General features: G+C 58.6%; 14 protein-coding genes. 7 read left to right on the forward strand and 7 right to left on the reverse strand.

Translation table 11 applies throughout. The annotated features are described in order from the left end of the window. Positions 1 to 9: 9 nt before the first annotated feature. From NKI22_RS29335 to NKI22_RS29350, 4 genes are all read right to left on the reverse strand, one after another. A complete protein-coding gene (locus tag NKI22_RS29335; RefSeq protein WP_352816066.1) occupies positions 10 to 918 on the reverse strand; it encodes an aminotransferase class IV in 909 nt (302 codons plus the stop codon). A gap of 72 nt (positions 919 to 990) precedes the next feature. Beyond that, positions 991 to 2,805 (reverse strand): hydantoinase B/oxoprolinase family protein, encoded by a 1,815-nt coding sequence (locus NKI22_RS29340; protein ID WP_352816064.1) that lies wholly within the window; start codon positions 2,803 to 2,805, stop codon positions 991 to 993. Between the two features lie 14 nt (positions 2,806 to 2,819). Beyond that, positions 2,820 to 4,922 (reverse strand): hydantoinase/oxoprolinase family protein, encoded by a 2,103-nt coding sequence (locus NKI22_RS29345; RefSeq protein WP_352816062.1) that lies wholly within the window; start codon positions 4,920 to 4,922, stop codon positions 2,820 to 2,822. Positions 4,923 to 5,005: 83 nt separating this feature from the next. Further along, positions 5,006 to 6,121 (reverse strand): LacI family DNA-binding transcriptional regulator, encoded by a 1,116-nt coding sequence (locus tag NKI22_RS29350; protein WP_352816231.1) that lies wholly within the window; start codon positions 6,119 to 6,121, stop codon positions 5,006 to 5,008. A gap of 468 nt (positions 6,122 to 6,589) precedes the next feature. On the opposite strand from NKI22_RS29350, the gene NKI22_RS29355 reads away from it, so the two are divergent. From NKI22_RS29355 to NKI22_RS29365, 3 genes are all read left to right on the forward strand, one after another. Further along, positions 6,590 to 7,519, forward strand: coding sequence for a sugar ABC transporter substrate-binding protein (locus tag NKI22_RS29355; RefSeq protein WP_352816229.1), 930 nt, complete (start codon positions 6,590 to 6,592; stop codon positions 7,517 to 7,519). Positions 7,520 to 7,593: 74 nt separating this feature from the next. Further along, complete coding sequence (locus NKI22_RS29360; protein WP_352816060.1) at positions 7,594 to 9,132, forward strand: sugar ABC transporter ATP-binding protein; 1,539 nt, start codon at positions 7,594 to 7,596, stop codon at positions 9,130 to 9,132. A gap of 23 nt (positions 9,133 to 9,155) precedes the next feature. Next, positions 9,156 to 10,181: an ABC transporter permease gene (locus NKI22_RS29365; protein ID WP_352816059.1), complete on the forward strand. Its 1,026-nt coding sequence runs from the start codon at positions 9,156 to 9,158 to the stop codon at positions 10,179 to 10,181. Positions 10,182 to 10,640: 459 nt separating this feature from the next. On the opposite strand, the gene NKI22_RS29370 is transcribed toward NKI22_RS29365, so the two are convergent. The 3 genes from NKI22_RS29370 to NKI22_RS29380 form a co-directional block, all read right to left on the reverse strand. Next, a complete protein-coding gene (locus NKI22_RS29370; RefSeq protein WP_352816058.1) occupies positions 10,641 to 11,363 on the reverse strand; it encodes a hypothetical protein in 723 nt (240 codons plus the stop codon). A gap of 901 nt (positions 11,364 to 12,264) precedes the next feature. Then, positions 12,265 to 13,341 carry an FAD-binding oxidoreductase gene (locus NKI22_RS29375; protein WP_352816056.1) on the reverse strand — a complete coding sequence of 359 codons (1,077 nt, stop codon included), beginning with the start codon at positions 13,339 to 13,341 and terminating at the stop codon, positions 12,265 to 12,267. Positions 13,342 to 13,432: 91 nt separating this feature from the next. Next, positions 13,433 to 14,290, reverse strand: coding sequence for a LysR family transcriptional regulator (locus tag NKI22_RS29380; RefSeq protein WP_352816054.1), 858 nt, complete (start codon positions 14,288 to 14,290; stop codon positions 13,433 to 13,435). Between the two features lie 133 nt (positions 14,291 to 14,423). Here NKI22_RS29380 and NKI22_RS29385 point away from each other — a divergent pair, with 133 nt between their 5' ends. The 4 genes from NKI22_RS29385 to NKI22_RS29400 all read left to right on the forward strand — a co-directional run bounded on the left by NKI22_RS29385 (position 14,424) and on the right by NKI22_RS29400 (position 18,739). Beyond that, entirely contained in the window at positions 14,424 to 15,506 is a 1,083-nt protein-coding gene (locus NKI22_RS29385; RefSeq protein WP_352816228.1) for an amidohydrolase family protein, read from the forward strand. 12 nt (positions 15,507 to 15,518) lie between these two features. Next, a complete protein-coding gene (locus NKI22_RS29390) occupies positions 15,519 to 15,872 on the forward strand; it encodes a Rieske (2Fe-2S) protein (protein WP_352816052.1) in 354 nt (117 codons plus the stop codon). Positions 15,873 to 15,984: 112 nt separating this feature from the next. Then, the gene (locus NKI22_RS29395) at positions 15,985 to 17,592 is read left to right on the forward strand and encodes an ABC transporter substrate-binding protein (RefSeq protein WP_352816051.1); all 1,608 of its coding nucleotides are present in this window, start codon (positions 15,985 to 15,987) and stop codon (positions 17,590 to 17,592) included. A 100-nt stretch (positions 17,593 to 17,692) separates the two neighbouring features. Next, positions 17,693 to 18,739 (forward strand): ABC transporter permease, encoded by a 1,047-nt coding sequence (locus NKI22_RS29400; RefSeq protein ID WP_352816050.1) that lies wholly within the window; start codon positions 17,693 to 17,695, stop codon positions 18,737 to 18,739. Positions 18,740 to 18,744 lie beyond the last annotated feature (5 nt).

The raw sequence follows: 18,744 nt of genomic DNA on the forward strand, positions 1-18,744 counted from the left end.
GCCCTGCGATCAGGAAGCGTAAGACACTGGCGTCGCATGCCAGCCGTCCTTCCGCTTCTCCCAAAAGGCTGTTCTCAGCCGCGCGGAAATCGGACCAGGTCGGTCGTTCCCCATGATCCTTTTTCCAAGACGGCTTACCGGCATAATGCCGCCAGCCGTAGTCGAGAAGAAGATTTCGTCGGCGGCTTCGAATTCGTCGCGGGAGATATCCCGGACCTCACAGCGAATTCCAAACTCGTCGCAGAGTTCCAGGACTGTTCTTCGAGTGATACCTTCGAGCGCACCGCGTTTCGGCGTGATGACCTTGCCGTCGATGACGGCGAAGACATTGAAGCCTGGTCCTTCCGTCACGTTTCCATCGCGACCCAGCAAAATGCAGGTTTCGGCACCTTGATCGTGCGCCTCGAAATTCCCGCGCGTCAGGTCGCCCCAGTGGAAATTCTTGATTGTCGGGTCGAGTGACTCCGGCGCAATCCGTTGGGGGGACGCGATCATGGCGTGCACGCCGCGTTCCTGCTGCTCGGGGGTGAACACCCACACCCAAGGCATGGCATGGCAAATCAAATAACTGCGGCCGTTTATGGGGTGAAGCGGCACGCCGCGCGGTGGACGGGAGCGGACACAGTCCATCGCCACATAGGCCTCGCGCAACCCGGTGCGCCGCACCAGTTCGGCGAGAATATTCTTGATCTCTTCGTCGCTTTCCTTCGGGTTCATCCGCAACTTCGTCATCGAGGTGCGAAAGCGTTTGACATGATCGTCAAGCCGGAAGAATGCGCCGTAGTAGACGCCCACCACATCGTAGGTAACATCGGACCGGCGGTAGCCCCATTCGGTGATACCGAGCTTGGCATCCTTGAGAGGCATGAATTCACCATCAATGTAGGCCGCGCCAACGGACCAATCGACGTCTGTCATCGTAGTTCTCCTTGATCTGAAAAATCGTGCCCGCTGTCGGGCAGCCTGACAAAACGCGGGGTATCGGCCGGGCTATATGGCCACCGCCAGTTCGCTCCGGCCGGCGCGCAGGACGCGTGTTTGGACGATGTCCAATTCAAGATTGTCGTCTTCGGGAGACCCCTTGAAGGCTACTCCGTAGATGTCTCGTGCGCGCTGCCCGCTGATCCACCCTTCGGCAACATCGTGCAGCACGCGCGCGGGATCGCGTTCCCGCGGAGAACCATATCCACCGCCGCCTGCGGAGTGAGAGACCATGTGCTCACCCGGCTGCAGAGTGACTCCGTAGCAAGGGGGAAGATCGACGACCGAACCATCTGCCTTGCGCATTGCAGCTCTGGACAGACCGCCGGGGCCACCGCCGCGGGCGCCTACGGCAGGCGTGATGGTACCATCAGCGGTATAGAGGACCGTCAAGGAGTTCCCGCCCCACGGGCCGTACTCACTGTAGACCGACGGCGCGCCGCGAAACGTGCCCGCTCCCTCGCTGTCGTTGAGAATATGGCGATCGTAGACGATGATTGGATGGTGGAGCTCATCGACTTCGACACTGTCGATATGGCACATGCCCGCGTTGCCGGCATGGATCATGGTCAAAAAGCCGTCGGTGACCGGCGTGCCGGCGCCACCGCTAATGCCGATATGGAGTTGATTGATGAAGGGCTCATCATTGTTGTAGGGATCGCGCCCAGAGATGACACCCATTCCTGGCGGTTGGATTGGACCGGTCGCGGCTTGCCCAAAGCCAGCCGAAAGCTCGGCTATTGCGCGCTGCACCGGATTGGTGACGTGGTCGGCGAGATTGGTCGTCGCCACCGAGCACGAGGCCGGGTGCCTCGGAATGCCGACGCAGCAGTTTTCGCGAACCCGAATCTCAATGCGTCGAAAGCTGCCCGCATTGGCGGTGACATGATGATCGAGGATGCCGTTGAAAATCCCGATCATCGCCGCGCTCTTGGCGGTTGCCTCCGTAAGATTGAGACCACAGGGCTGGCAATCGGGATTGTCGCGCAGATCAACGATGATCCTGGCCTGGGCCGTGTCGACCTCAACGTCCACCTTGATGGGAATGCCGTCCGGGATGCCGGGGAAGGGGTCGTGAGCGGACTCCAGAACGACACGTCCCGAAGACAATCTCCTGATTGCCTCGATCATTTTTTGTTCGGAATAGTCGAACCAGCGGGCGGCGTAGCCTTCAAGCATATGCCAGCCGATCTCGCGGCCGAGGTTGAGCAGTTCGCGCTCGCCGATGCGGACAGATCCCAGGCTCGCGAGAAAATCACCCCACCATTGGTCCGGAACCCGGATACGGGCCTGGCACATGCGCACGATGTCGTGGTTGGTCTCGTAGTCTTCCTGAATCTTCGTCGCCGAAAAGATCAGGGCACCCTCTTCGTACAGATCCGTCACATCGGCGAGATAGCTGGAGGGACGGGAATTGCCGCAGTCCGCCTGATGTGCCTTAGCCAGCACGAAGAAGCGCAGGATGCCCTCATCGTCGATGACCGGGACGATCATGCAGTGGTCAGCCGCGTGGGAGTTTCCCTCATAGGGGCTATTGTGGAGGAAGCAGTCGCCACGCTTGAGCCCCGGATGGTGCTTGAGGACCGCCTGGCACATCAAGTCAGGGCCGATGAGCGTGTGGTTCGGCAGACTTTCCGCGGCCGCCAGCAGCTTGCAGTCAGCAGTCAGAACAACACATGAAAAATCATGGGCAGTGTTGAGGATACCGGAGCGAGCGGTTCGGAAAAGAGTGTTCTGCATCTTGCGGGCGATGGTCTCCATACGGCTGGAAATCATCGCCATCTGAACGCCGTCCGGCGCCTTCTTCAAAATTTGCTCAGACATATGTAAGCGCCTCCTTAGAATGTCACACGCAGGCCACCACTGGCCGTGCGTTCTGCGACTGTGCCCGGATCGATCACGACGGTCGTGAACGACGATTCGATGATGGCGGGGCCGGCAACTGGTTCGCCCGGCTGCATAGCCTCGTAGCGATGAACCGAGACGTCGCTCCAGCCGAGTTCGGAGAAGTAGACCGGTCGCCTTGCGCGACCGCCGGCAAAATCACCCTCAGGAGGGAGCGTGCCGGTGGCCCGATCGGTCAGTCTGCATCTGACCTTGGCGCGCCATGTTACGAATTCGACATTGGAATTGCGGTCGCTGATTTCGAAAATGCGCTGGTGGGTGTCATGGAAGGCATCCGTGACCTGCTTCAAATCGCCTTCGCTCTTCACTTGATTAAGCGGGAGAGGAACGTCGATTTCCCAGATCTGATGCGGATACCGCGCCTCTACGGAATACTCCATTTGGCAGTCGAGTGCCCCGGCGCCAGGCCCTTCTGCGAACTCAAGGCATCGCTTCCTCAGTTCTGCCAGAACCTCGTTGATCTTGTCGCCCGCAAATCTGTCGCTGGTTGTAAACTGCAGTTGCGCGTAGTCCGACGAAAGCTCCGACATTAGGGCTCCGGCAGCGCTCATCACGGCACCTGCTTCGGGGATCAGCACGCCAGCGCATTGGAGACGCCTGGCGACCGCGACCGCATTGAGCCCGGCGGCGCCGCCGCCGCCGATCATGACGGCCGAGGTGGGATCGATGCCCTGATTGACCGTGATCTCCTCGATCGCTCCGACCATCTTTTCGGTTGAAAGCCTCAAGACGGCGGCAGCGGCTTCCTCAACTTTGATGCCGAGCGGCTCGGCGACCCTCACGCGCAATTGCCGGGTCGCGCCCTCCCGGTCGAGGACCATGGCGCCGCCCAAAAAGAAGTCCGGATCGATATAGCCAAGGATCAAGGCGCAATCCGTGACAGTAGGTTCGGTTCCACCGCGGCCGTATGCGACTGGCCCCGGCGTCGAACCCGCGCTCTGCGGACCAACCTGCAGAATTCCGCCATTGTCGACCCATGCGATCGAGCCCCCTCCGGCGCCGATGCTCTTGATGTCGACAGATGGAAAGCCGGTCATATGGCCACGCGTGCGCTGGCCAATCCACGTCTCGCGGCTCCAGGGGATGCGCCCGTCACGTACCAGGCTGACATCAAAGGTGGTTCCACCCATGTCCGCGACAATCGCAACGGCGTTGCCGAAATCGCGCTCTGCGTAGTAGCGGCCTGCAACGGGCGCCATCGCCGGTCCTGAATTGATCGAGTGGATGGGAGCCCGTGCAACTGCCGTCGCATCCATGATGCCGCCACTTGAGGTAACCATCAGTGTACGACCGTTGAAACCGGCGTCTCGCAACCTGTTGGTCAGGCCATCGAGATACTTAAACATCAGCGGTTTCAGTGAGGCGTCGATGACGGTCGCGGACGCTCGACGATATTCGCGCAGGGTTGGATTCAACTGGTGCGAGAGCGTGTATGGAACATCCGGCAGATGCTCCTTCAGCAGTTCTCCGATACGCCGTTCATAAACCGGGTTGACAACCGACCACAGGAGGCAAACGCCAACGGCTTCAATTTTCAGCGCCTGCAGTTTTTTGATTGTCGCGATGAAGTCGGTTTCGTCCAGTTCCTCGACGATATTGCCGCGAGCATCGACGCGCTCATCCACTTCGAACGTATACCGCCGAGGCACATAGGGTTCAGGGTAGGCGACCGTGAAGTTGAACGGCTCAATGCGCCCGCCCTCGCGCATGACCAGGATGTCACGATGACCTTTGGTCGTGATGAAGGCTGTTTTCGCCGTCTTGCCGGTGATGATCGCATTGATGGCCCGGGTGGTGCCGTGCACGAACATGGCGCCGCGGCTCAGGAAATCTCCGAGTTCTACCCGATAGTGCCTGGCTGCGAGACCCAAGGCATCGAGCACGCCGCGCACCGGGTCATCAGGAGTCGTCGACGCTTTGAACAGCCTGATCTCGTTGCCATCTTGAACGACAAGGTCGGTGAAAGTACCACCGGTGTCGCACGCCATCCTGATATGATTTGCGCTTGGTTTGATCTGGGTGGCGTGGGTATTCATAAGGCAAGCCTCTTTCGTGCCAGCGCGGATGTATCCGGCCGGATATTCTCGGGTTGTCGGAAGAAGGGCGCTGTTTGGCGCTACTATTCTAGGTGTCGTTTCCGGACATGCGTGGCAGCATCTTCCTGTGGCTTCGCACATGTGTCTCGAATGACGAGTTCGGGCAGAAAAATCGTGTCGGAGCCGGCGTTGGCCGGCGCCGCATTTGGTTTGAGAACACGCTCGACGGCAGCGCTGGCCATCGCTTCGATAGGCTGACGTATGGTCGTCAGTGCAGGAAATGACAGCTGGCTGATCCAGGCATCGTCCACGCCAATAATCGACATGTCCTTTGGAACGGCAATGCCGGCGGAACGGAAAGTCGCCAGTAACCCCAGCGCGATCATGTCGTTGAACGCAATAATGGCCGTGGGCCTGGGCGACAGTGCCGCCACATCGGAAGCGGCATCACGACCGACCTCGACCATCTGGGCGTCTGCGACATCAAGTGCGCTCTGGTGACGCTCGAGCACCACAGCCTGACTGTCGTCGAGTTCGTGGTCCTTCATTGCTTTCTTGAAACCGGACAACCGCATCACCCGGCTGTGGGTGATGAGGGGATCGGTCACATAGGCTATCCGCCGATGACCAAGAGCAAACAGATGCTCCACAGCCATCCCGATTGCCGCCTCATGGTCGAGATTGACCGTATCGAGTCGAGCAAGCTTCAAATCGAGCCTGTTGGCGTCCACGGCAACGATCGACAGGTCGCTCCAGGCCGAGTAGTAACCCCGCCTGGTGTTCAGGGGCGCGATCGTGATGAGATCGGCAACGCCTACGGCGGCCAGATTGTCCAGAAACTCCTTCTCAAGCTTCGGATCGCGCATGGTGTTGCACAGGTGGACCCGATAGCCCGCCTTCACCGCGGCCTGTTCTATCGAAAACACCATCTGCCCGTTGAAGGGATTGACGATGCTGGGCACGACAAGGGCGATTACCCGGGCCTTGCCAGTCTTTAGTTGGCGCGCAGCCTGGTTCGGTCGGAAATCGAGCTCGGCAATTGCCGTCGCAATGCGCGTCCGGGTCTCCGTTCCGAGCCGGTGGAATCGATTGTTCATGTAATTCGAGACGCTGCTCACGGATACGCTCGCCGCTTTCGCGACGTCCTGAATGGTGGCGCGGTCCGCAGCATCTGTGGGCGATCCACTCTTCGGCGGCATGTCGTTCAAATCTCCCAAGGTCCCAGAGACCCTCATTCTACAACTCCCGCAGGAGAACAAAACCTCGATGGTCGCGAGTCCGGCTCCGCCGCTGTGTGGCCAATCAATCAGGTAAAACGGTACACTAAAATTCCTCCCTGTCAATCGATCGCCGATCTGACGATGTTCACCGATCATGCCACTGGTATCGCAAAATTTGGCGTGACAGCTCGACTCCGAAGAGAGGACAAACGCGTCAAAGGGAGTTGACAGGTGAAAAAAATCAGGTGTATCGTTTTACCAACTGTAGCAAGCCAAAGAGCTTCGCAGCAGGCTTAAAGGCGCTGAACACGTCTCGCATGGGGGCAACGCCACGCCTGAAACTTCCACGATCGTTTTCTTGCGATGCTGCCGCTAGTCCGACGGGTACCGGGCGAAGTCGGCAAAGACAAAGCTTTCCATCATCAAAAAAACCGACGGAGACGGAACATGAAAAAGATTTTGCTGGCCGCCGCATGTCTAACGCTGCTCGGCGTCCCTGCTCAGGCTGAAACAATCGGCTTCAGCATGCAGCGGTTCGACGACAATTTTCTCGCGATTCTTCGCAGTGGTCTGGAGGCGCACGCCAAGGACCTTGGGAACGTGACGTTGCTGATCGAGGATGCGCAGGGCGACATCGCCCGGCAGCAAAGCCAGATCGAAAACTTCATTGCCGCCAAGGTCGACGGCATGATCGTGATCCCGGTAGAGGCCGATGCCGGCGTCGCGATGTCCAAGACCGCCGACAAAGCCGGAATCCCTCTGGTCTTCGCCAACAATCAGCCTTCCAACGTCGATCAGCTGCCGGAGAAGCAGGCTTTCGTCGGCTCCGACCAGATCCAGGCAGGCAGCTTGGAGGCGCGAGAGGTCTGTCGCCTGCTGGGTGGCAAGGGCAAAGCCGTCATTCTGATGGGAGAGCTTGGAACCCTGGTTGCGCGTGGCCGCACCGAGGCAGTGCACGAGGTGTTCAAGTCCGATGGATGCAAGGGCATCGAGATCGTCGAAGAGCAGACGGCGACCTGGTCGCGCACGCAGGCGCTCGACCTGACCACAAACTGGCTGTCGGCAGGCCTGAACTTCAACGCTGTTATTGCAAACAACGACGAGATGGCGCTGGGTGCGCTTCAGGCCATCAAGGCAAGTGGTGGATCAACCGGCGACTACGTCGTTGCCGGCATCGACGCGACGCAGGACGCCTTGACAGCCATGAAGTCGGGCGATCTCAAGGTGACCGTTTTCCAGGACGCGATCAGCCAGGGAGAAGGCGCGCTCGACACGGTGCTGAAGCTGGCCCGAGGCGCGAAGAGCGACAAGAAGGTCTTCACTACGCTCGAACTCGTCACCAAGGACAACATGGACAAGTACCTGAAAAGGAACTGACCGCCAGCATCGCGCGCCGGTCATTTGACCGGTGCGCGGACTGTTCCGTTCGATCTGGATTTGGGACGACTTCGATGCAGACCACAGTCGCCGTCACGCGTACCCCGCCTGGTATTGAGGACAAGCGTCAGTCTTGCCTGCTGAGCGCGAGCGGGATCAGCAAGTCGTTTCCGGGCGTGGTAGCACTCGACGATGTGAGCTTTCAACTCAGGCGGGGTACCGTCCATGCACTGATGGGCGAGAACGGCGCGGGCAAATCCACGCTGATGAAAATCCTGGCGGGGATATATCAACCCGATGCAGGAGAAATCTTCCTCGACGGCGTTTCCGCCCAGTTCAAGACCCCGCTCGACGCCCTGACACAGGGTGTCGGGATGATCCATCAGGAGCTAAACCTGATGCCCTCGATGACGGTCGCGGAGAACATCTGGATCGGCCGAGAGCCGCGCAATCGATTTGGGATCATCGATCACCGGCGCATGAATCGCTTGTCGGTTGATCTTCTCGCGGAGCTGAAGATCAGCCTGAACCCGGAGGCGGAAGTTCGTCATCTTTCGATTGCCAGCAGGCAGATGGTGGAAATCGCAAAAGCGGTTTCCTATCGCTCGCGCGTCCTGATCATGGACGAGCCCACGTCAGCGCTGACAGAGCGCGAGTCTGCTCACCTCTTCGAGATAATAGGCGACCTGAGGAAGCAGGGCATCGGCATCGTCTACATCTCGCACAAGATGCACGAGATCTTCGAGATATCGGACGAGATCTCCGTTTTTCGTGACGGCAAATATATCGGCACTCATGCGGCAGCGGCCACTAGTCGGGATGAGATCATCCACATGATGGTTGGCAGAGACATCTCAACACTGTTCCCGAAAAAGAATGTTCCGACCGATGATGTTTTACTTTCGGTTCGTGACCTCACTTTGCGCGGCGTCTTCTCGGGGGTCTCTTTTGATCTGCGGGCGGGGGAGATACTGGGCCTCGCCGGCTTGATCGGGTCGGGGCGGTCCAACGTCGCCGAAACCATCTTCGGGGTGACGCCCGCCACCAGCGGCGAGATACGGATAAACGGGCAACGCGTCGATTTGAAATCGCCACGCGATGCGATCTCCAACGGAATGGCCTTCCTGACAGAAGACAGAAAACAAAGCGGCTGTTTTCTCGTCCTCGACGTCCTCGAGAATATGCAGATTGCCGCTCTTCAAAGCCAATTCGTCAAAGCTGGCTTCGTCCAAGGCAAGGTGATTGCCGCGGCATGCAGTGAGATGAGCAAGACGTTGCGCGTCAAGAGCTCCGGAATCCACACCATGGTCGAAAACCTATCGGGCGGCAATCAGCAGAAGGTGCTGATCGGACGCTGGCTGTTGACCAGACCGGGCATCCTCATCCTGGACGAGCCGACACGCGGCATTGACGTTGCTGCCAAAGCCGAGATTCACGCCCTTGTCTCATCACTCGCCAGCGCGGGCGCGGGCGTCATTCTGATCTCCTCGGAGATGCCGGAGATCCTTGGAATGAGCGATCGGATCATGGTGATGCATGAAGGAAAGATCACCGGCGTTCTGGACCGAGATGAGGCGACGCAGGTCAAAATAATGGAACTCGCTTCGAAGTAAGTGAGGAATAGAGGAACTGCACGATGGGAAAAGACACAACAGCCGCCGCCATTCCTGAGTACCGCGGCAGCTTTGGCGATTGGCGAAAACCTCAGGAACTCAATATCTTCCTGGTCCTGGTGGGGATCGTTCTCCTCTGCGAGGTGTGCGGCTGGCTTTTGATCGGGCAGAGTTTCGTCTGGAATCCGCAGCGCCTGACGATCACCATCCTCCAGGTGTCCGTGGTCGGCATTATCGCAATCGGCGTGACACAGGTCATCATCACCGGCGGCATCGACCTTTCTTCGGGGTCCGTGGTAGCGGCAAGCGCCATGATGGCGGCTGGGTTTGCCCAATCCGCGGAATGGTCGAAGGCGCTTTATCCTTCATTGACCGATCTGCCGGCGATCGTGCCAATCGCCATCGGTGTCCTGATCGGCTTGCTTGCAGGTATGAGCAACGGCGTTTTTGTTGCTTATGCCCGAATCCCGCCGTTCATCGCAACGCTCGGAATGATGGTTTCGGCAAGGGGCATTTCGAAATGGTATACAAAAGGCCAGCCCATTTCCGGGCTGACTGATCAATTCACCGCCATCGGCTCGGCCGCATGGCCGGTGTTTGTCTTCATAGTCGTTGCAATGATTTTCCATGTTGCGCTTCGCTACACCCGGTACGGCAAGTACACTTATGCCATCGGCGCGAACGTCCAGGCAGCGCGGGTCTCCGGCATAGATGTCGAAAGGCATCTGGTTAAGGTCTACGCGATCGCCGGAATGCTCGCCGGCCTCGCCGGCATCGTCACAGCGGCGCGCGCGCAGACGGCTCAATCCGGCATGGGATACATGTATGAGCTGGATGCGATTGCCGCAGCCGTGATCGGCGGAACGTCGCTTGCCGGCGGGGTGGGCCGGATAGGGGGCACCGTAATCGGCGTGGTGATCCTGGGCGTGATGTCGTCAGGCTTTACGTTTCTGCGGGTCGACGCCTACTACCAGGAAATCGTCAAGGGCCTGATCATCGTCACGGCCGTGACCATTGATGTCTACCGCAATCGGCAGAAGCGCTCCTAGATCGAGCCCGCGCTGGAAGGGCATCTATTCCAAAAAGGTACAATAAAAAGCCGTTCAGATAAAACTCACCAAGGCAGGGAAGTTCCGCAAGCACAAACAGACTTCAGGTCAATTCTGAAAAATTCCATCGATGGAGATCGAAAATGCAGATCAAAGCGCTACACAGCTTGGCATTTCAGCATTTTGACATCGGCCTACCAGTCGAATGCATATCTCAAAGGTGGCGATATTTGGCCCGGGTTCACGACGTTGCTCGTCGCCTTGTTGACAAACATGGGGCGAGCCGTGCGTCGGATCTTGCAAAACGGGCCGCCGCCAGAGCGTCGGGGAGGCGCGGGGCGATCCTGCGGGCCGTTGCCGAGTCAGTGAACGATCTGATGCGGTTGGATATTTTCTACCATTGATCGGGCGGTTCGAGCTTACGGCAAAGGCCGCCCACAGTCGCTCACTACGCAACGATCAACTCAGCTGATCGGGGTGCGGTTCGATGGCCAGCCAAACCGCATCGGTGTCGGCGAAATAGCGATGCCACGGATATTTCCACTGGTTCGTTCCGCTGACCCGGCAAAACGCCTCATGAGTAAAGCCTGGCGCCATGAGGACATCTTGATAAAGCGTCGCCTGGTCGTTCTCCCTGAATTTCTGCATGCGGCCGGTTCCGAAAATCTGCGGGTGGACCTCGAGGAAAGGATGGTTGTCGTGAATGAAGCAGTCGGTTTCAGCAGGTGACCACCAGAGGTTCAGCTTGAGCACGAAGCGCCGCAATTGCCGTTCCACGGCGACGTCACCGGAAAAGAACAGCGGGTCGAGTTCGACTTCGCCGAACGTGTCCTGCGGTGAGATGAAGAGCGGGGTCTGGCGCGGGAAAGACCGGATGCGGTTGCCGAGCCAGTCCCAGCCGCGGAACACGACGCCGCCCAGGTCGACTGTCTTGCAAACTTTCAGGACAGCGATCCGGCCGCTCTGTTCGATCGTGGCCTTCGACAGCATGGCCGAGCGCCAGGGCGCAATTGAAGTCTTGATCGCATCATCGATGATCAGACGGTCGCTCGACAGGTTGACAACGATGCCGCTTTCGACGTGCAGGCCGGAGCCGTCTTCGAAGGAATCGGCGGCAACAAAATCGTCCGTGAAATTCAGAGGTCGATGCTGCAACAGGGTAGCGCCCCGATGAATGCTCATATGCCCTCTGCCCCTCTCAAGACCACAGTGCGACGCTGTCCTGCGATGGCTGTCGCCAGGAAGTCACATCGACAGACGGTCAAGAGGACAGAAAGAGGGGGCTTCAGCAATTTCGCAGACGCACTTCAATCAGCGCGATCTAACGCAATACTCGCGTCGCCGGCCGGTATTGCGCCATCCGCGGCACCGGCTGAGTCGTCGATCCAACAGCGGACAGAGGGTCTGGCGTCGAAATTCAAGCGGACGATCCGATTTCGTTGCGGAAACCGAGCACCGTCGCCGAACGGGGGTCAGCATGCACTGACAGCATCTTACGCACTGGGCGCTTCAGATTGCGTCACATTAGAGATCATTGAGAAATTGCGAGTTGTCTGTCGGCGAAGTCATATCGCAGGGCATTCAGCCGATCCGGGCCTACCTACCAGAATGGTCGTGCATACCGAAGGTAAGCCAGAAAAGAGCGGAGCAAATGCATGCCGGCGCGCGAAAGCGTGGGACGGCAGACTGCTCACGAGGGGAGTTCTGCAGGCATGAAGGCTCAGCCGGCCGAGCCAAGCAAGGTTACGCCGAAAAAGGTCAAGACCGTGACTATCAGGACCGGAGAATGTGCAAACAAACAGAATTGCGTTTCCAATAACTCCACGCCCGCAACGTCGAACAGCAAGTAATGTGTTCGAAGCGAATTAGAGTGTGCTATGGGATTGAGAATTTCATGCTCTTGGTTGCAAAGACAGCCAATTGGGCACTCGTTCCCTAGCGATTGTGCACGAGACGATCTCGCTGGTGAAAGTGATAGGCGGAAAAACAGGTTCCGAAACGCTAACCACTTGCGGGTCGCATTAGTATGGCTTGGTCGTGGAACGCAAAGGCTGACCCGATTTCGTCCCGCGATGCGGTACAGTTAGACATCAAGCAAAACGTCGCCATGTGGGCGGCTGCAGCACGCTAGGATGTAGCCTGCCGGTTGATCCTCCAAGGTCAGCCCGCCTAGGTCCTCCATAACGACTTCGCCGGACAGCTTGGCGATTCGGCACGTACCGCAAATTCCCTGCTGGCAGGCGGTGGGGATGTGGACGCCACATTGGCGCGCCGCTTCCAGCAGGGTCTCTCCGGGCGCACAGTGATGCGCAATGCCGGAGCGGGCGAAGCGGACCGAAGACGAAATCTTTGAAGCCAGTTCCGAACGCGAACCGTTGCCGCCTCCGAAGCTCTCCTCATGATACTGTGAAGCGGCGAGGCCGAGCGCCTCCAGCCAGCTGCGTGCAGCCTTCATGTAGGATTCCGGCCCACAGGCAAAAACGGTGCGGCTATGGAGGTCGGGAACCAGGTTCAAAAGCATCTGACCGTTAATGCGTCCGGTTGGACCCGTCCATGCCGGGTCTTCCTGACTGCAAATGCACGTCACTTGAACATTGGGAAAGCGAGCGGCAAGTGCGTCCAGTTCGAGCCGAAAGATGATGTCGTCCGGCGTTTTCGCACTGTGAATGAAGTGGATATCCTGGGCGGCTGCGCGGTCGGTAAATGCCCGCAGCATAGACATGACGGGAGTTATCCCGCTGCCACCTGAAAGGAAGAGGGACTTTCCATGCGACAGATCGTCGAGATTGAACGAGCCGAGCGGCCCTTCGATCTCGATCCCATCGCCCGGCCTCAAATTGTCGTGGAGCCAATTCGAAACGAGCCCGCCCGGCGTCCGCTTCACGGTAATCTGAAGGTCGAGCGGTCGCGTCGGCGGTGACGAAACAGAGTAGGAGCGCGTCACCGCGGCACCGTCGATCCTCAGGTGCACCAGAACATACTGGCCAGCGCTGAAGCAGAACATTCGATCTGAAGCGGGTGTGAGAACGAATGTTTTCACATCGTGCGTTTCGTCGATCACGCGCCGGCAGAGCACAAGCTGCGGTGTGGTCTGTGCCCACTGCCGGTGACGCTTTGTCGGGACGAAGCCAGAGGCTCCTAGTGCCGCGTGCGCATTCATCATTCAACTCGGGTTTGAAGTCGAGCCAAGATGCCACTTCAAAACCGGCTGAACAGCCGCGCAATCCTACCTTTATGATCGGCAATTTCGATTAAACTTCCAGTGACATTACAGCGACCTGGAGAGCTCGGATGCCTTTGCGAATAATGGGTTCGTGTTTGCGGCGCGCGAGTATCGCGGTGTGGACTGGCTGGTGCAGCGTCGGCGCTCCCTCGACGAGGAACGATGGGAGTTCAGCAGTGAACCTGCGCGCATCGTCGCTACGCATATAGCAGGTGCCGCCCGTTCGCCGCAGCATGATCTCCGCCAGAGTTTCCGATCCCGTCGAAAGCCGGCAGATCGCCAGCTCGGCCAGCAGCTCTGCGTGCGTCTTTTCCAGCACGGCGGTGTAGCCCGGGCGAATGTAGGTTTCAGGGTCGACGTCGGACAGCGTTCTGGCAGCCGTCGAAACCATCACATATTCCTCGATCATCAGATGTTCGTAGGCGATCTCAGGCAGGTAGCGAGGCGCATAAAGCACGGCGATATCCAGATTTCCCATGCTTAGATCGCTGACCATCTGGTTCGAATAATCCGACTCGACATGGATCGAGGATTTTGGAAGGGCCTGGCACAGTGTCTCGACCCATCCGGGCAGAACCGACCGTGTCATGCCCACCTGTGCGGCGATGCGCAAGGTGCCCTCGAAACGGTTGAACGCTCGCACATCGTGTCGAGCTTGCGACCAGGTCGACAGCAGGGATCTGGCGTAGGCTTCGAACCGCCGTCCTGCCGCTGTCGGTTCAGCACCGGCGCGCCCGCGCTGAAAGAGCTCGGACCCGATCGCGCTCTCCAGATTCTTTATGCGGGTGCTGATCGTCGACTGGGTCAATCCCAACCGATCGGCGGTACGATTGAAATTTCGCGACTCGATGATGTCGAGAAAGGTTTCGATGTGATCTAGCTGCACGGGAGCTCCGATCGAAAAAGTCGATCATATTGCGCAGGATCATAAGCTTGATCAAACAATACTCAAGGCGGAAGCTGCATCGGTGAAATCGGTCGGCAGCATCGACCAGGCTGAAGCGACGGGGCTGAGCAACGTGATCATAGTCGACTGCGATTGTCATAATTACTGGTCAAGCGCCACCGTATTGGAGCCTTACCTTTCCGGCCTATGGAAGGACATGTTCGTCGAAGGCGAGAAGACAGGTCCGGTTGGCGCCTTCCCGCATGGCCATCGTCCTTGGTTTCATCCGCAGGACTTCTCCCGCAAGGACGTCCGTCCGAAAACGGAAGCCGACAACTATCTCATCATGAAGGAGAAGCACCTCGACAAGTACAAGGTCGACGTGGCGATCCTGACCGGCGACGAGCCGATCGAGGCGTCCACCCTCGCCAACCCCTATTATGCCAGCGCTCTAGTCAGCGCCTACAATGACTACCAGATCGACCAGTGGCTGCCGAAGGACGACCGCTTCATGGGCTCGATCATCATCGCGCCACAGGATCCGAAGCTCGCGGCCGCCGAGATACGCCGCCTGGGCAATCATCCGCGCATGGTTCAGGTTCTTGCCTCGCAAGGCTCCGTCAAGCCCTATGGCGACCCGTTTTACCATCCGATCTATGAAGCTTGCGCCGAAGTGGGGCTGCCCTTTGCCATACATCTGGGCGGCCATGGCGGCGTGAATTCGACCGCAATTGCTCCCGCCCCGACGACGTTCTTCTGGGAGACGCATGCCATCCTGCACATGTCGGCGATTTCACATGTCGCCAGCATGATTGCGCATGGCGTCTTCGAAAAATGGCCGGACCTTTACTTCGTAGTCATCGAGTGCGGCGTCGCCTGGGTGCCGTCGGTATTGTGGCGCCTGGACGCCGATTACAAAGCCCTTCGCAAAGAGACACCATGGCTGAAGATGCTGCCGTCCGAATATTGCCGGCGCAACATCCGCTTTTCCACGCAGCCGCTGGAGCAGCCCGCAAATATTCAGCATCTCTGGTCCACGCTGGAAGCGATGGACGGAGAAAATACGCTGATGTTTGCCTCGGATTATCCGCATTGGGATTACGACGACGCCAACACGCTGCAAATCCCTCCCTCCTGGAAGAGCAAGATCATGGGGCTGAATGCGTTGGAGGTCTACAAGCGCATCCCCCGCGCGCAAGCGGCGAATGCCGCCTGAGGAAGCCAGACGATGCCCGAGAAGACATATATTTGCCGTGTCGACGAGATCGAAACCGGATCTCCCTTAATCGCCAAGATCCGCAGCCTTTCGGTCGGCGTTTTCCGCATCGGAGACTCATTTCACGCGCTGCTGAACGTTTGTCCGCACCGCGGCGCTCCGCTTTGCGAGGGGCCGCAATGCGGAACAACTGCACCGGTCGAACAGGCGCAATTCATCTATCATCGCGAAAACGAGATCGTGCGGTGCGCCTGGCATGGCTGGGAATTCGACATCAAATCAGGCGCGGCTTTGGTCGATCCGTCCGTTCGAGCGCGCACATTTCCAGTCACCGTCGAGGCGGGGAGCATCTATGTGACGGCCTGATTGAGGTATGGATTTGAGGAGCTAGAAGAAAAGGTGATCGCGGCTAATGAGCAGATTTCTTCACAGGTGATTGACGAACAATAACGCGGAAAATCCGCAATGGGAGAGTCAAATGTCAGAATCTGAATACAAGCTTGGTATCGCTCAAAGCCTGATTGGTCGCGGCAAGATTTCTCGTCGCGACTTCATTCATCTTGGGCTGGCCGCGGGGCTGACCGTCGCCGCTGCGGACAAGCTCTTCGTCAGCACGGCACGGGCCGAACCGCTGCAGGGCGGCTTCGCCAAGCTCGGCATGGCACATGGCGCGACAACGGATTCGATCGATCCGGCCGGCTACCCGGATACGTTCACACAAACGGCATTCTCGGGCTCGCTGTCAAACAGCCTCACCGAGGTCGACGCGAAAGGCAACGTCCAACCAGACCTTGCCGAGAGCTTTGAATCATCCGATGGGGCCAAAACCTGGGTCTTCAAGCTGCGCAAGGGCGCAACCTTCCACAATGGCAAGAATGTGACGGCGGACGATGTCGTGACTTCGCTGCGCTATCATATGGGCGACGAAACCAAATCGGCGGCGAAGCCGCTGCTTGAGCCCGTCGCGAGCATCAAGGCGGATGGCCCGGAAACGGTTGTCTTCACGCTGAAAAGCGGCAACGCCGATTTCCCCTACATCATGAGTGACTACCATTTGGTCATCATGCCGGCCAAGGACGGCAAGGCGGATTGGGGATCGGGCGTTCGCACCGGTGCTTTCGTGCTTGAGAATTTCCAGCCCGGAGTTTCGGCAAAACTCAAGCGCAATCCGAACTACTTCAAGAACGGCAAACCCTATCTCGACGAGGTGGAGTTCATCGCCATCACCGATCTCGCCGCTCGCATGGCCGCGTTATCGACAGGGGAGGTGGACTATATTGGCCGCGCCGACCTCAAGACCCTAGGCATGTTGAAACGCAATCCCAAGGTGGAGATCGTCGAGGTCACCGGCTATGGCCACTATACCTTGCCGATGAATGTCACGGTGGCGCCGTTCGACAATCCAGACGTCCGAATGGCTTTGAAATGGGCGATCAACCGTCAGGAAATCGTCGACAAGATCTTTCTCGGCCACGCCACTGTGGCCAACGACAACCCGATCGCGCCGGCGATCAAATTCGCCACCAATCCGCAGCCGCAGCACAGTTTCGATCCGGAAAAATCCAAACATTACCTGAAAAAGGCTGGAATGGAGAAACTGAAGGTGGACCTCTCGGTCGCCGATGCCGCTTTTGCAGGCGCGGTGGACGCGGCTGCGCTGATCCGCGAGACGGCAGCCCAGTGCGGCATCGACGTAAACGTCGTGCGTGAGGCCGAGGACGCCTATTGGGACAATGTCTGGCTCAAGAAACCTTGGTGCGCTTCCTACTGGAGCGGTCGCGCGACGGCCGACTGGATGTTCACGCAAGCCTTCGCCGCAGACTCCAGCTGGAACGAGTCGTTCTGGAAAAATCCCCGCTTCAACGAGTTGCTTGTCCAGGCGCGCGCCGAGACGGACGAGGCCAAGCGGGCGGCAATGTATGCCGAGATGCAGCAACTGACCCATGATGATGGCGGCAGCATCGTGCTGGTCTTCAACAATTTCGTCAGCGCCAAATCCAATAAGCTCGCACATGGCGAGGTGGCGCCGAACTGGGAGAATGATGGATTGAAGATGGCCGAACGCTGGTGGATCGCCACTGCGTGAGAGTGCGGGCCGGACCCGCGATGGCTATTAGGCTCCGGCTTGCAACCGCGTGCCCTGACTGGTGTGGCAGGGCGGCGGCACCAACGAGAAACGCGTACCCATGAACCCCGTCGCAAGAACGGTTCTGCAGCGCCTTGGCCTCGGCCTGGTCACGCTGTTCATCGTGTCCATCATCATCTTCTCTGCGATTGCAATGCTGCCGGGCGACTTCGCCAAGGCAATGCTCGGGCAATCGGCGACACCCGAAACGGTCGTCGCCTTCCAGCGAGAAATCGGCATCGACCGTCCGCCTGTCGAGCGCTACTTCGTCTGGGTCGGGCAGATGCTCCACGGTGATTTCGGCTCTTCATTCGCGAGCCGCACCGGGTACCGGCGCACCGTCGCCGAGATCATCGCGCCACGCCTCTACAACACGATGTTCCTAGCAGCGATGACCGCGCTGATAGCAGTTCCGCTGGCCCTGGGACTGGGCATCCTCGCTGCGCTCTACCGCAATGGCTGGTTCGACCGGCTGGTGAACGCAGTGACGCTGACGACCATTTCGTTCCCCGAGTTTTTCGTCGCCTATATGCTTGCCTACCTCGTCATCTCCCGCGACACGTTCATCGGATCCGAGTTCGCACAATCCCTGCCGCACTGGCTCGCGGTCTCGCTGAACTGGATACTCAATGCAGTTCCCAAGTTCCCGACATTGTCGAATGTGAACGATCAGACGCCGTTCTGGGAACATGTCTGGAGAGTAGCCTTGCCGGCGATCACTCTTACGCTCGTCATCGTGGCGCACATGATGCGAATGACACGAGCTGCGATCATCAACATGCTGGCAAGCCCATATATCGACATGGCGCGTCTCAAGGGAATGTCGCCCATGGCCATCGTACTCACGCATGCCTTGCCCAACGCATGGGCTCCGATCGTCACGGTGGTGGCTTTCAATCTTGCTTATCTCGTCGTCGGAGTGGTCGTGGTCGAAGTGGTATTCGTCTATCCCGGCATCGGTCAGCTGATGGTTGACGCGGTCAAATCAAGGGATGTTCCGGTTGTCCAGGCCTGCGCCCTGATTTTCGCCGCGACCTACATCCTGCTCAATCTGACCGCCGATATTATTTCCATCGCCACCAATCCAAGACTCTTGCATCCACGATGACCAGC

It is taken from the genome of Mesorhizobium sp. M0778 (assembly GCF_040320105.1).
Lineage (GTDB): Bacteria > Pseudomonadota > Alphaproteobacteria > Rhizobiales > Rhizobiaceae > Mesorhizobium.